This is a genomic window from Tautonia plasticadhaerens, assembly GCF_007752535.1.
Lineage (GTDB): Bacteria > Planctomycetota > Planctomycetia > Isosphaerales > Isosphaeraceae > Tautonia > Tautonia plasticadhaerens.
This window is the reverse complement of record NZ_CP036426.1, coordinates 4,375,212-4,387,841: the sequence shown is the minus strand read 5'-3', so window position 1 is coordinate 4,387,841 and position 12,630 is coordinate 4,375,212. Positions and strand designations below refer to the sequence as shown.

Sequence of the window (12,630 nt, the reverse complement as noted above, 5' to 3'; positions counted from 1 at the left end):
CCGCCGCCGGACACTCCGATCTCCCGGTTTGAGAGCATCCGACGATGTCGATCTCCCTAGTCCCCGAATCGGCCCCGTTCACCCCAGAGCAGCGGGCATGGCTCAACGGGTTCCTCGCCGGCTGGATCGGCCTCGAGGGGACCGGCGAACTCCCCGACGGCGTCATGACGGCCGCCTCCGCGATCCCACCGCCGCAGACGCGACCGGAGGCCGAGGAGTTCCCCTGGCACGACCCGACGCTCCCGATCGCCGAGCGCCGAGCGTTGGCGGAGGGAAAGCCGGTCGAACTCCGCCTGATGGCCGCGATGGCCCAACTCGATTGCGGCGCCTGCGGCTACCTCTGCAAGACCTACGCCGAGGCGATCGCCTCGGGAGAAGAGACGAGCCTGGTGCTCTGCTCCCCCGGCGGTGCGGCGACTTCGAAGGCGCTCAGGTCGGTCCTCAAGGAATCGCCCTCGGAGAACCGGATCGGCCATGCCGGCAGGCCGGACGCACCGGCCGCGTCGTCGTCGCCGACGAACGGACGCGAGTCGAAGGCGCCGATCGGGTATTCGCGCAAGAACCCGTACCACGCGCGATTGATCCGGAGCGTCAACCTCAACGGGCCCGCCTCGGACAAGCGGACGCACCACGTCGAGATCGACCTGGGCGACAGCGGCATCTCCTACAGGCCCGGCGACGCCCTGGGGGTCTCCCCGACGAACTGCTTCGAACTGGTCGACGAAATCCTCGCCGCGCTCCGCCTCTCGGGCGAAGAGCCGGTCGTCGGGCCGTCCGGTGAGGTCTCCTTGCGGGAGGCGCTAATTCGCCATCGCTGCCTGGCCCGGCCGACCGAGGAGTTGATCGCCGCCCTGGCCGGATCAGCCAGCGACTTCGGCGAAGCGGCGACGCTCCGATCGCTCCTCAACGACGATACGCCAATCGCCGGACTCGACGTGCTCGACCTGCTCCTGGAATTCCCGACCGCTCGCCCGGGGGCGGCCGACTTTTCCGCGGCCCTGGCTGGGATGACTCCCCGGCTCTACTCGATCTCCAGCTCCCTCCGACGCCACCCGGGGCAGGTCCATCTGACCGTAGGGCGCGTCTGCTCCCACCGCGGCGGCCGTCCGCGCAAGGGTGTCGCCTCGACGATGTTGGTCGACCGCCTCGCGCCCGGCGACGAGGTCCGCGTCTTCGTCCGGGAATCGCACGGGTTCGCCCTGCCGGCCGATCCGACGACCCCGATCGTCATGATCGGCCCCGGCACCGGCATCGCCCCCTTCCGCGCCTTCCTCCAGGAGAGAGCCGCTGCCGGCGCGACCGGTCGCAACTGGCTCTTCTTCGGCGATCGGCGACGCGACACCGATTTCCTGTACGAGGCCGAGCTGGCCGAGGCCCTCCGAGTCGGCCAGTTGGCCCGCCTCGACCTCGCCTTCAGCCGCGACGGAGATCGGAAAGTCTACGTCCAGCACCTGATGGAGGAAGCGTCCGCCGAGCTCTTCCGGTGGCTCGAGGACGGGGCCTACGTCTATGTTTGCGGCGACGCGAAGCGGATGGCCGCCGACGTCGACGCCGCCCTCCATCGCGTCATCCGCCGGGGTGGACTCCTCGATGAGGAGGGGGGCCGCGACTACATGAACGGCCTGGCGTCCTCGGGACGATACCTCAGGGACGTGTACTGAATGGACTCAGTTCTGGCTCGAACTCGGGAATCGGTGGCGAAGCCCCCGGGCGAGGCGAATCCGGCCCAGTACGGCCCAGTTCCGTAATATATCCAGCCGAGTCTCACCCTCGGACGCCTCCGGCATGTTCCCGAGTGAAGCCGTTTGTACTGAGAATTATCACACCCAGAAGCGTGGTGAGATTTATGTCCTGGGACTCGTCGCTGGGACGGCCAATTCATGAATGGCTCTCGCTTCGGGGGCTGGCTGGGCTCCCGCGCGATGGAGCGAAGTGCCAAGGATGATCGTCGCTGAGGCGGCGAAACTCACGATGGTGAGTGTGATCATGAGGATGATCACCAGCGACCGGATCAGGGCCGGGGGGGCTTTCAAGTGTGATCGGCCGCGGTAGACCGGTTGCCCGGTCGCAAATGGGTCATCGCCGTCAATGATGCCGTCGGACGGGGCGTGGGGGACCTGCATTCCCACGTCAAACCGACTACGATTTGCATGTCGTCTGGAATCCCAGGCCACGGGTCGAGCCCCATGCCATGTTCACCCTGATCGTCTCGTTGCTGGCTCCCCTGATGCTCGCTCCCGGCGGTCCGATCTCCGGGCCGGAGGGCCCGCACGGCCTTCCCCGCCTCGCACATCGGGAGGACCACCCCGCAGGCTCACCCGAGGTCGTCGCCCTCCTGGAACCGATCCGGGCGCGTCACGAACTGCCGGCGCTGGCCTCGGCAATCATGACGATCGAGGGGGCAGTCAAGGTCGGTGCGGTGGGGGTGAGGATCGTGGGCAGGGAAGACCCGGTCACGATCGAGGACCGTTTCCACCTGGGCTCGTGTACCAAGGCGATGACGGCAACCTTGTTGGCGACGTTCGTCGAAGAGGGGAGGCTCTCCTGGGAGACGACCCTAGCCGAGGCCCTGCCGGACTTGGAGCAGGGAATGCACCCGGACTATCGCGGGGCGACGATCCAGCAGATCCTCGCCCACCGGGCCGGGTTCCCCGGGGAGACGGTCGCACCGGGATTGTCGCTCGACGCGATGAGGAACCTGGGCGACTCGATGCCTCGGCAACGCACCATGTATCTTGGCAGGATCCTGGCAGAGCGGCCCGCCTCTCCGCCCGGCTCGGAGTTCCGTTACTCGAATCGGAACTACATCGTCGCCGGGGCGATCGCCGAGCGGCTGGGGGATGCCTCTTGGGAAGACCTGATGCGGGCCCGACTCTTCGAGCCGCTGGGGATGCGGACGACGGGGTTCGGCCCGTCGGCGACCCGAGGGCGTGCGGACCAGCCCTGGCCCCATGTCCTGGACCTCTTCGGCCGCAGTTCGCCCATCCCCCCCGGCCCCGGCGCCGACAACCCGGCCCTGATCGGCCCGGCGGGTACCGTTCACGCTTCGCTCGGCGACTGGGGTCGATTCCTCGCCTGCCACCTCCGATCGGGCAAAGGAGAGGGCGGCTCCCCGATACTTCGGGCTGAATCCTTCGCTCGACTTCACGAGAAGCCCGACGAGGGGGACTACGGCTTCGGGTGGCACTTCGCCGAGCGGGAGTGGGCAGGGGGTACCGCTTTGACCCACGCCGGCAGCAACACGATGAACCACGCCGTCGTCTGGTTCGCACCGAGGCGAGACTTCGCCGTCGTCGCCGCGACCAATCAGGGAGGCGAGGCCGCCTCCCGGGCCTGCGACGAGGCCTGCTCGGCGATGATCGACCTGCATGGACGCGGAGGGGAATGATCCCCGATCCTCCGATCCTATTCAGCAGGCCCGGATGCCCAGGCTCCGAGGAGCCCTTCGCTGACCTGCCAGAGCCGACGGGCGGCCTCGTCGTCCCGAGCGGCGGGGGAAGGCGTGGCCTCCTTGCATCTGGCGAAGTAGTGGCCCGAGACTCCCGAGACCTCCGGCGACGAGGCGAGGTACACCGAAGTCTTCGCCCCCTGCTCGGGGGCGATCGCGAACAGGCTCGCTACCCGTCGCATCGCCCATCGGGCCGGGCCGGGACCGGAGAAGAACGATGAGGAGACGAAGCCGGGGTGCAGCGCGTTGGACGTCACCCCGGTCCCCTCGAGCCGACGGGCCAGTTCCCGGGCGAAGAGGATGTTGGCGAGTTTCGACCGCCCGTAGGCGAACATCCCCCAGTATCGGCCCCGCCGGGCCTGGAGGTCGTCGAAGTCGAGCGTCATCCCGCGGTGGGCATCCGAGGCGACGACCACGATCCGGGACGGCGAGGCCGCCCGGATCGGGTCGAGCAGCAGGGTCGTCAGCAGGAAGGGGGAGAGGTGGTTCAGGGCGAAGGTCCGCTCGAAGCCGTCGACGGTCTCCGATCGCTTCAGGAACAGGGCCCCGGCGTTGGCGACCAGCACGTCGAGCCGGTCGTGCCGGCGGCGGAATGCGTCGGCGAGGCGGCTGACCTCGGCCATCGAGGAGAGGTCAGCGACCAGGGACTCGACGGCCGGGTTCCCGGTGAGATCCCGGATCCGGGCGGCCGTCGCCTCGCACTTCCCGGCATCCCGGCCGACCAGGACGACCGAGGCGCCGAGCCCGGCCAGTTCCCGGGCCGTCACCTCGCCGATGCCCGCGGTGGCCCCCGTCACCAGGCATCGCCTGCCGGCCATGATCCCGTCGAGGTCGGCCATCGGTGCGACTCCGGTTCGAGTCCGAGGGGGATGGTCAATCGCCGCCGGAGATGACCCTGCGGGTGATGTCGGCGACGTGACGGCCCTGGGTCCGGGAGATCACCAGCTCGATCTCACTCGGCGGCCGGGAGTCGTCGGGGGCCGAGGGCGTGAGCACCACCTCGGCCCCCTCGACTCCCCTGGCCCCCTCGGCCGTTCGGATCCCCGATCCGGCCGTCATGCACTGCAACTCTCTCGGCCGAATCGTACTGCCGGTGCCGAGGCCGTCCCGGTGGGCGAGTTCCCCTTCGGGACGAGGGTGACGATCTCCATGTCCTCGTGCCCGTGCGTGCCGAAGCCCCAGCCGGGGTGGATCACGTCCTCGTTGATGGCCCGGAGCGACCGGAAGCCCCTGAACTCCGGGTCATAATAGCGCGAGAACGAGAACGTGTGGTGTGTGTCGAGTCAACCGTGGTCGAAATGCCCTCGGTCGGACGGCTTGCGTACGCGAACCATCGGAATAATTCCGATTTGAACGTCAAAATTCGACACGTCAACGATTACCGAAAAGAGTGAGCCGCGTGTTCAATCGGCGTCTCCGTCCACCTGCCTGGCCATCTCCAGCAGGCGGATCAGTTCGGCCAGGTCGGCCTTGGAGAGGTGGCCCAGGAGCCGCCCGTGAAGCTCGGCGACCGGCCGGTCGAGGCGCCCGAGCAGGGCCGTACCCCGGGGCGTGATCGAGGCGAAGACGACCCGGCGGTCCTCGGTGGAGCGATCCCTGCAGACCAACCCCATGGCCTCCAACCGGTCGACCAGGCCGGTGATCCCCGGCACGGCGGCGACCATCCGCCCGGCGACCTCCAGGATCGGCAAGGGCCCGCCCTCGCCCCGGAGGATCCGCAGGACGTTGTACTGCGACGAAGTCAGGCCGTATTCCCGGAACAGACGGGCGAAGGCGATGTTGTGGCGGTCGGCCGTCCGGGCGAGGTTCAGCGAGGCTTCCTGCTCCAGGGAGTCGAACGGGAGGCGCTTCTTCAGCTCGTCCTTCAGCCGTCGGGTTGCCATGCCCTCGAATCCTCCGCCCCTCGTTTTGCCTTCGCGAAAATAGTTTGCGCGTCGATTACATTCGAGTCAAGGGCAAGGGGCGATGTGCCCCCTACCCCAGCACCACGCTCAACGTCCGGCCCATCGGGCGACGTCGGGGGTGTAGCGGTCCCCGGCGGCGGCACCGGGGGGGAAAGCGGCGTCGAGGAGGGACAGTTCGTCGGGGGAGAGGTCGAGGTCGGCGGCCTCCAGGTTCTCGTCCAGGTGGGAACGTCGTTTCATGCCGGGGATCGGGATGAGCTGCGGCCCCCGGGAGAGGACCCAGGCGAGGGCGACCTGCGCCGGGGTGGCCCCCCGGGGCCTGGCGATGGAGTCGAGCGTCTCCAGCAGGGCGAGGTTGCGAGCGAGATTCTCCTCGGTGAACCTCGGGTTGTTGGCCCGCCAGTCCCCCGGCTGGATCTGCGATCGCCCGGTGACGGCGCCGGTGAGGAACCCCCGGCCGAGCGGGCTGAATGGCACGAAGGCGATGCCCAGTTCCCGGCAGGCGGGCATGACCGAGGCCTCCGGCTCCCGGGTCCAGAGAGAGTACTCCGACTGGAGCGCCGAGATCGGGTGGACGTCGTGCGCCCGCCTCAGGGTAGCCTCCGAGACCTCCGACAGGCCGATCGCCCGGACCTTCCCCTCGGCCACGAGCCCTGCCATCGCGCCGATCGACTCCTCGACCGGCACCTCGGGGTCGACCCGGTGGAGGTAGTACAGGTCGATCACCTCCGCCCTCAGCCGGGCCAGGCTCGCCTCGCAGGCCGACCGGATCCGCTCGGGTCGGCCGTCGACGCCGACGGCCTCCGAGCCGCCCGGGCCCGGTCGCTTGACCCAGCCGGTCTTGGTCGCGAGGACGAACTCGGCCCGACGGGGGGAGAGGACGCGGCCGATGAGCGACTCGTTGTGACCCTCCCCGTACGAGTCCGCCGTGTCGATGAGGGTGACTCCCACGTCGAGGGCGCGGTGCAGCGTGGCCTCCGACTCCGCCTCGTCGGCCGGGCCGTACGAGCCCGACATGCCCCAGCATCCCAGGCCGATCGCCGAGACCTTGATCCCGCCCTTCCCCAGCTCTCGGTTACGCATGATGGTGTCCTCCAGTATGGATGATTCAGGGGTGCCGATCTTCGGTGATCCCACGCGCCCGGAGGATCTGGCGGACGCGGTCGATCGGGATCCCCTCGACCGTCCGGCCGTTGCCGGTGGTGGTGGAGGCCCGGAGGATCGCGTTCTCGACCGCCTCCTCGGTCGCCTCGAGCGCGGCCTGGAACAGCGGGGAGGCGGCATCCGAGGGGAGGATCTCCCGGGATCGGACGGCCGAATCCCCGTGCCGGACGCGGAGCCCGGGGGCCGTGGAGAAGGCGATGGCGAAATCCCCGCTGCCGTGACTGAACGAGGAACCGGTGCGGGCGAGGCCGAAGATGCCCCGGGCGGCCAGTCGTTCCAGGTCCCGGGCGTCGATCGGGGCGTCGGTGGCGACGACGACCATGCACGATCCGTCCCCGGAGCGGTCGGTCCCCTCCCCCTGCCCCACCGCGTCCTTGTAGGCGTATCGGCCGAGTTCCTGGCCGACCGGCGTGCCGCCAATCGTTAAGACTCCGCCGAAATTCGCCTGGACCAACACCCCGAGCTTCCAGCCGCCGAGCCGGTCCGGGAGCACCCGGGACGAGGTCCCGATCCCCCCCTTCCAGCCGAACGCCTCGCAGCCGGTCCCGGCGCCGACGCTCCCCTCTGCGACCGGTCCCGCCGAGGCGTTCCGGATCGCGTCGAGGACGTGCCCCACCGAGACGTGACCGCCCCGGATGTCGTTCAGGCCGCCGTCATTGGTCTCGCCGACCAGGGCGTTGACCGACCGCACGTCGTCGTTGCCCGGCCGGTCGAGGGTATACCGGACGACCGCCCCGACGGCCGTGCCGACGGAGAGCGTGTTGGTGAGGATGATCGGCGTCTCGATCGTCCCCAGTTCCCGCACCTGGGTCGACCCTGCGAGCTTGCCGAAGGCGTTGCCGACGAAGACGGCGCCCGGCACCTTCTCCCGGAAGAGGTCCCCGCCGTGGGGCAGGATCGCGGTGACGCCAGTCCGGACGTCGTCCCCCTCGATCAGCGTCACCTGGCCGACGCGGACGCCGGGCACGTCGGTGATCGCGTTGAGCGGGCCGGTCGGGAATACTCCCGGCCGGACGCCGAGCTCCCGGGCCCTGGGGCGATCGTCGCCGACCGGCCCCCGCACCAGGGCCACGGCGCCCAGCAGGAACATCGCCGCCGGTGCGATCAGGGGGGTGGACATCGTCCGGTCTCCTGCCCGAGTCGATCGAGGCCGGGCGAGCGAGTCCCTGCCCGGGGCCGACGATCCAATCCCCCGAGCATAGCGGCCCCGCCCCTCCTTCGCACGGGGCCACCGGCGCTCACGAACGGGGGCGGGCCACCCCGTCCCTATTCCTCGGGGAGGCCCGCCCGGGATCCGGCGCCGATGTGGGACGCCGCCGCGATCAGGCGACCGTGGCCGCCTCCGGCTCGGGCTCCTCCGCCGGCTTCGCTGCCGCCCGCCTGCCCTCGGCGAGGCGACGGAGCACGACGTAGAAGACCGGGGTGAAGAACAGGCCGAAGAACGTCACGCCGAGCATGCCGTAGAAGACGACCGTGCCGAGGGCCTGCCGCATCTCGGCCCCGGCACCCTTGGCGACCAGCAGCGGGATCACGCCCAGGACGAACGAGAAGGAGGTCATCAGGATCGGCCGGAGCCGGAGCCGACTGGCCTCCAGCGCGGCCGAGACGCGGTCGAGCCCCTCGTCCTGCTTGGCCTTGGCGAACTCGACGATCAGGATCGCATTCTTGCTCGCCAGGCCCATGAGCACGACGAAGCCGATCTGCGTGAGCAGGTTGTTGTCCATCCCCCGCAGGGCCACCCCGGCGATGCCCGACAGCAGGCACATCGGCACGATCAGGATGATCGCCAGCGGCAGGTTCAGGCTCTCGTACTGGGCCGCCAGGACGAGGAAGACGAACAGCACGCAGAGCGGGAAGATATACAGGGCCGTGTCCGTCTGCCGCTGCTCCTGGAAGGCGATGTCGGTCCACTCGTACGAGATGCCCCGGGGCAGGACCTCGGCCGCGAGCCGCTCCATGGCCTGGAGCGACTGGCCGGTGCTGTAGCCGGGCAGCGTGTCGCCGGAGAGGTCTGCGGCGGGGTAGAGGTTGTAGCGGATCACCCGGTCCGGGGCCGTGATCTCCTCCAGCTCGACGAGCGACCCGAGCGGCACCGGGGCCCCCGAGGCGCTGAGCACCCGGAGCCGACCGATGTCCTCGGCCTCGTTCCGGAAATCGACGTCGGCCTGGGCGGCCACCCGGTAGGTGCGGCCGAGCAGGTTGAAATCATTGACGTAGACGGATCCGAGGAAGACCTGCAAGGCCTCGAAGACCCGCTCCAGGGGGACGTCGAGCATCCGGACCTTGGTCCGGTCGATGTCGGCGAAGATTTGGGGGGTGGCGGCCCGGAAGGTGGAGAAGACCTGGACCAGGCCGGGGACCTGGTTGGCGGCCATCGCCAGCTCGGTGGTCGCGCCCTGCAGGGCGTCGAAGCCGAGGCCGGATCGGTCCTGGACCATCATCTTGAACCCTCCTCCGGTGCCGAGGCCCCGGACGGGGGGAGGCGGGATGACGAACACCTGGGCCCCGGCGATCGAGGCCATCTTGCCCCGAAGCTCGCCGAGGATCGCGTCGTGCTCCACGCCCTCACCGATCCGCTTGGGGAACGGGTCGAGCGTGACGAAGACGGCCGCCGCGTTGGAGCTGTTCACCCGGGTGGCCCCGGAGAAGCCGGCGAAGGCCACGGCCCCGCCCACCCCCTTGGTGTCTCGGGCCAGGAAGACGATCCGACGCGTGACCTCGTCCGTCCGGGAGAGGGAGGCGCCGTCGGGCAGCTGGGCGGCGACGATCAGGTAGCCCTGGTCCTGGGCCGGGATGAACCCCGCCGGCACCGACCGGAACCCGTAGCCGGTGGCGACCATCAGGCCGACGTAGAGGATCAGCGCCAGGGCGGCACCCCTGATCACCCGCTTGAGCAGGAAGACGTAGGCGGCGGTCGATCGGTCGAGCGACCAGTTGAACGCCCGGAAGAACCAGCCGAGCAGCAGGTTCCAGAGCCGGTCGAACGGGTCCGGCCTGGCGTCCCGCCGCTTCAGCAGCAGGGCGCAGAGGGCCGGGCTGAGCGTGAGCGAGACGAAGGTCGAGATGGCGACGGAGACGGCGATCGTCAGCGCGAACTGCCGATAGAACTGGCCGCTGATCCCCGAGAGGAACGCGGTGGGCACGAACACGGCGATCAGGACCAGCGTGGTGGCGATCAACGCTCCGCTGATCTCGTCCATCGACCTCCGGGTCGCCTCCCGGGGGGAGAGGCCGTCGTCGATGTTCCGCTCCACGTTCTCGACCACCACGATCGCGTCGTCGACCACCGTGCCGATCGCCAGCACCAGGCCGAACAGCGACAGGTTGTTCAGGGAGAACCCGAGCACCTGCATCGCCGCGAACGTGCCCACGAGCGAGACGGGGATGGCCGCCAGCGGGATGATCGTCGCCCGCCAGCTCTGGAGGAAGATCAGGACGGTCAGGGCCACCAGGCCGGCGGCGATGAAGAGCGTCTCGAAGACCTCGTCGATCGAGTCCTGGATATACTGGGTCGGGTTGTAGATGAGCCGGTGGACCAGCCCCGGCGGGAAGTCGGCCGACAGCGATTCGAGGGCCTTGATGACGTTCTCGGCCGTCTCGACCGCGTTGGAGCCCGGCTGCTGGAAGACGACCACGGCGACGGCCTGGTCCTCATTCAAATAACTGTTGACCGAGTAGTCCCAGGCCCCCAGCTCGACCCGGGCCACGTCGCCCACCCGGACGAGGCGGCCTCCCTCCCCGGTGCGGACGATCACGTCGGCGAACTGCTGGGGGTCTGTGAGGCGGCCGAGCGTGTTCACCGGCAGGAGCAGTTCGTTCTCCGGCCCGATCGGCGATCGGCCGATGGCGCCCGCGGCGACCTGGACGTTCTGGGATTGCAGGGCCTGGACCACCTGCCCGGCCGTCATCCCCAGCGACGCGAGCTTGTCGGCGTCGAGCCAGACCCGGATGCTGTACTCGCGGGCGCCGAAGATCCGGACGTCCCCCACGCCCTCGACCCTGGCCAGCACGTCCCGGACCCGGAGCAGGCCGTAGTTGCTGATGTAGAGCTGGTCATAGGTCTCGTCGGGGGAGGTCAGGTGGGCCACGAGCAAGAGGTCGGGAGACTGCTTGCGGGTGGTGATCCCGATCCGACGGACCTCCTCCGGCAGCCTCGGTTCGGCCACGGCCACCCGGTTCTGCACCAGCACCTGGGCCACGTCGAGGTCGGTGCCCAGCTCGAAGGTGATGGTCAGGGTCATGGAGCCGTCGTTGGCCGACTGCGACTCCATGTACATCATGCCCTCGACGCCGTTGACCTCCTGCTCCAGGGGCGTCGCCACCGTGCTGGCGATCACGTCGGGGGAGGCGCCGGGGTACTGGGCCGAGACGACTACCGTCGGCGGGGCGACGTCGGGGTACTGGGCCACCGGCAGGCTCACGAACGCCAGGCCGCCGACGATCGTGATGACGATCGAGAGGACGGCGGCGAAGATCGGCCGGTCGATGAAGAAGTGCGCGAACGACCTCACGGGGCGTACCTCCTGCCGGCGGCGAAGCCGACGGCGCCGGCGTTCGGGGGATAGCCCCCTTCGGCGGGCATCTCGCGGGCCCAGAGCTCCTCGTCGACCTCGATGGCCCCCGGCTCCGCCCTGACCTCGACGCCGTCCCGGACCGCCTGGATCCCCTCGATGATGACCCGGTCCTCCGGACCGACGCCGTCTCTGACGATCCGGAGCCCGGCCACGGCCCGGCCGATCTCGACCTGTCGGCGTCGGGCCTCGCCCTCGTCGGAGACGAGGAAGACGAAGGTCTGCGACTGGTCCCGCACGATCGCCCCGTCGGGCAGAAGGGTCGCCCGATAGCGGGGGCTCCCCGGCAGCCGGACCTTGGCGAAGAGGCCGGGGGTCAGGACGCCCTCCGGGTTGGGGAGGATCGCCCTCCCCCGCATCGTCCCCGTGAACTGATCGACCCGGTTGTCGACGAAGTCCATCGTGCCCGGGTGGGGGAAGCCCTCCTCGTCGGCGAGCTGGACGGAGATCGGGGTGGCGAACTCCCGGGAGCTGGGGCGGGTGCCCTCCTGGGACTGCCGGACGTACTTGAGGTAGTCCCGCTCATTGGCGTCGAAGTAGACGTGGATCGGGTCGAGGGAGACGATGGTCGTCAGCATCGTGGCCTGGCCGGCCTCGCCGTTGACGAGGTTCCCCTCGGTGATCAGGTGTCGGCCGATCCGGCCGGAGACGGGGGCCTCGATCGTGCAGAACTCCACGTCCAGCTCGGCGGCCTCCAGGGCGGCCTCGGCCGCGGCGACGTCGGCCTCGGCCTGGCGGACCTGGCTGGCCTTGATGTCGTACTCCTCCTGGGTCTCGGCGTTGCGGCGGACGAGCTGGGCCGACCGGTTCTGCTCGCGACGGGCCAGCTCCAGCTGCGCCTGCGCCTGCTCGACTCGGGCCCGTGCCTGATCCCGGGTGGCCTCGTAGGGGCGGGGGTCGATCGTGAAGAGCAACTCCCCCTCGTCCACCAGGTCCCCATCCTTGAAGTGGATCTCGTCGAGGTAGCCCCCCACCCGGGCCCGGACCTCGACCTCCTGAACGGCCTGGAGCCGACCCGTGAAGTAGTCCCACTCGGTCACGTCGCGTGCCATCGGCTCGGCCACCACCACCGAGGGCGGCGGCATGGCCGGTGACGGCGCGGCTTCCCGGCAGCCGGCGACCCCGGCCAACAGGCCGAGGGCGAGCCCGGCCCACGCGATTCGATCCCGGAAATTCATGATCGTCTGGTCCTCGATCCCGCCTGATCTCTCCCGAGGCCCCGTGCGGACTCCCCGCCCCGGCCGGCCTCCGTCATCCCCCGACCGACGACGGTTCTCTCACCGGGGAATCGATGTCGGCCCGCTCGTCGCCGCCGATGGCCGTGCGAGGACCGGTCCCATTCGGTGCCGCCCCGATCCGGAGCCGCCCGGGGAGGCCAGGGTTCGCACGGAGCGGGATCCCGAAGGAGCGGAGGGCGGCCCGTCCCGGCCCGCAGGACCTCCTCGGCCCGGTCGCGACCGCGACCTCCGTGGACGAGGGGCGGGTCCAGGGACCGCGGCCGGGACGAGGCCGAGTCGAGCGGTGAGGCCCGACGCCGACCGAT

At 69.8% G+C, this 12,630-nt stretch carries 9 protein-coding genes and 1 pseudogene; 2 read left to right on the top strand and 8 right to left on the bottom strand.

From position 1 onward, the window contains the following. The first annotated feature begins 44 nt into the window (after positions 1–44). Both ElP_RS17705 and ElP_RS17700 read left to right on the top strand, forming a co-directional pair. Positions 45–1,661 (top strand): sulfite reductase subunit alpha, encoded by a 1,617-nt coding sequence (locus ElP_RS17705; protein WP_145271492.1) that lies wholly within the window; start codon positions 45–47, stop codon positions 1,659–1,661. A gap of 530 nt (positions 1,662–2,191) precedes the next feature. Further along, positions 2,192–3,388 carry a serine hydrolase domain-containing protein gene (locus ElP_RS17700; RefSeq protein WP_145271490.1) on the top strand — a complete coding sequence of 399 codons (1,197 nt, stop codon included), beginning with the start codon at positions 2,192–2,194 and terminating at the stop codon, positions 3,386–3,388. A 17-nt stretch (positions 3,389–3,405) separates the two neighbouring features. On the opposite strand, the gene ElP_RS17695 is transcribed toward ElP_RS17700, so the two are convergent. From ElP_RS17695 to ElP_RS17665, 8 genes and pseudogenes are all read right to left on the bottom strand, one after another. After that, the gene (locus ElP_RS17695; RefSeq protein ID WP_145271488.1) at positions 3,406–4,287 is read right to left on the bottom strand and encodes an SDR family oxidoreductase; all 882 of its coding nucleotides are present in this window, start codon (positions 4,285–4,287) and stop codon (positions 3,406–3,408) included. Positions 4,288–4,321: 34 nt separating this feature from the next. Then, positions 4,322–4,507: a hypothetical protein gene (locus ElP_RS39760; RefSeq protein WP_231749892.1), complete on the bottom strand. Its 186-nt coding sequence runs from the start codon at positions 4,505–4,507 to the stop codon at positions 4,322–4,324. A gap of 21 nt (positions 4,508–4,528) precedes the next feature. After that, a pseudogene (locus ElP_RS39755) lies at positions 4,529–4,668 on the bottom strand (pirin family protein); the annotation flags it as partial. 183 nt (positions 4,669–4,851) lie between these two features. Next, entirely contained in the window at positions 4,852–5,331 is a 480-nt protein-coding gene (locus ElP_RS17685) for a MarR family winged helix-turn-helix transcriptional regulator (protein ID WP_145271485.1), read from the bottom strand. A gap of 108 nt (positions 5,332–5,439) precedes the next feature. Continuing rightward, positions 5,440–6,435 carry an aldo/keto reductase gene (locus tag ElP_RS17680; RefSeq protein WP_145271483.1) on the bottom strand — a complete coding sequence of 332 codons (996 nt, stop codon included), beginning with the start codon at positions 6,433–6,435 and terminating at the stop codon, positions 5,440–5,442. 25 nt (positions 6,436–6,460) lie between these two features. Next, a complete protein-coding gene (locus ElP_RS17675; protein WP_145271481.1) occupies positions 6,461–7,636 on the bottom strand; it encodes a DmpA family aminopeptidase in 1,176 nt (391 codons plus the stop codon). A 202-nt stretch (positions 7,637–7,838) separates the two neighbouring features. Next, the gene (locus ElP_RS17670) at positions 7,839–11,027 is read right to left on the bottom strand and encodes an efflux RND transporter permease subunit (protein WP_145271479.1); all 3,189 of its coding nucleotides are present in this window, start codon (positions 11,025–11,027) and stop codon (positions 7,839–7,841) included. Continuing rightward, complete coding sequence (locus ElP_RS17665) at positions 11,024–12,265, bottom strand: efflux RND transporter periplasmic adaptor subunit (RefSeq protein ID WP_145271477.1); 1,242 nt, start codon at positions 12,263–12,265, stop codon at positions 11,024–11,026. The genes ElP_RS17670 and ElP_RS17665 overlap by 4 nt, the downstream gene beginning before the upstream one ends. Positions 12,266–12,630: the final 365 nt, after the last annotated feature.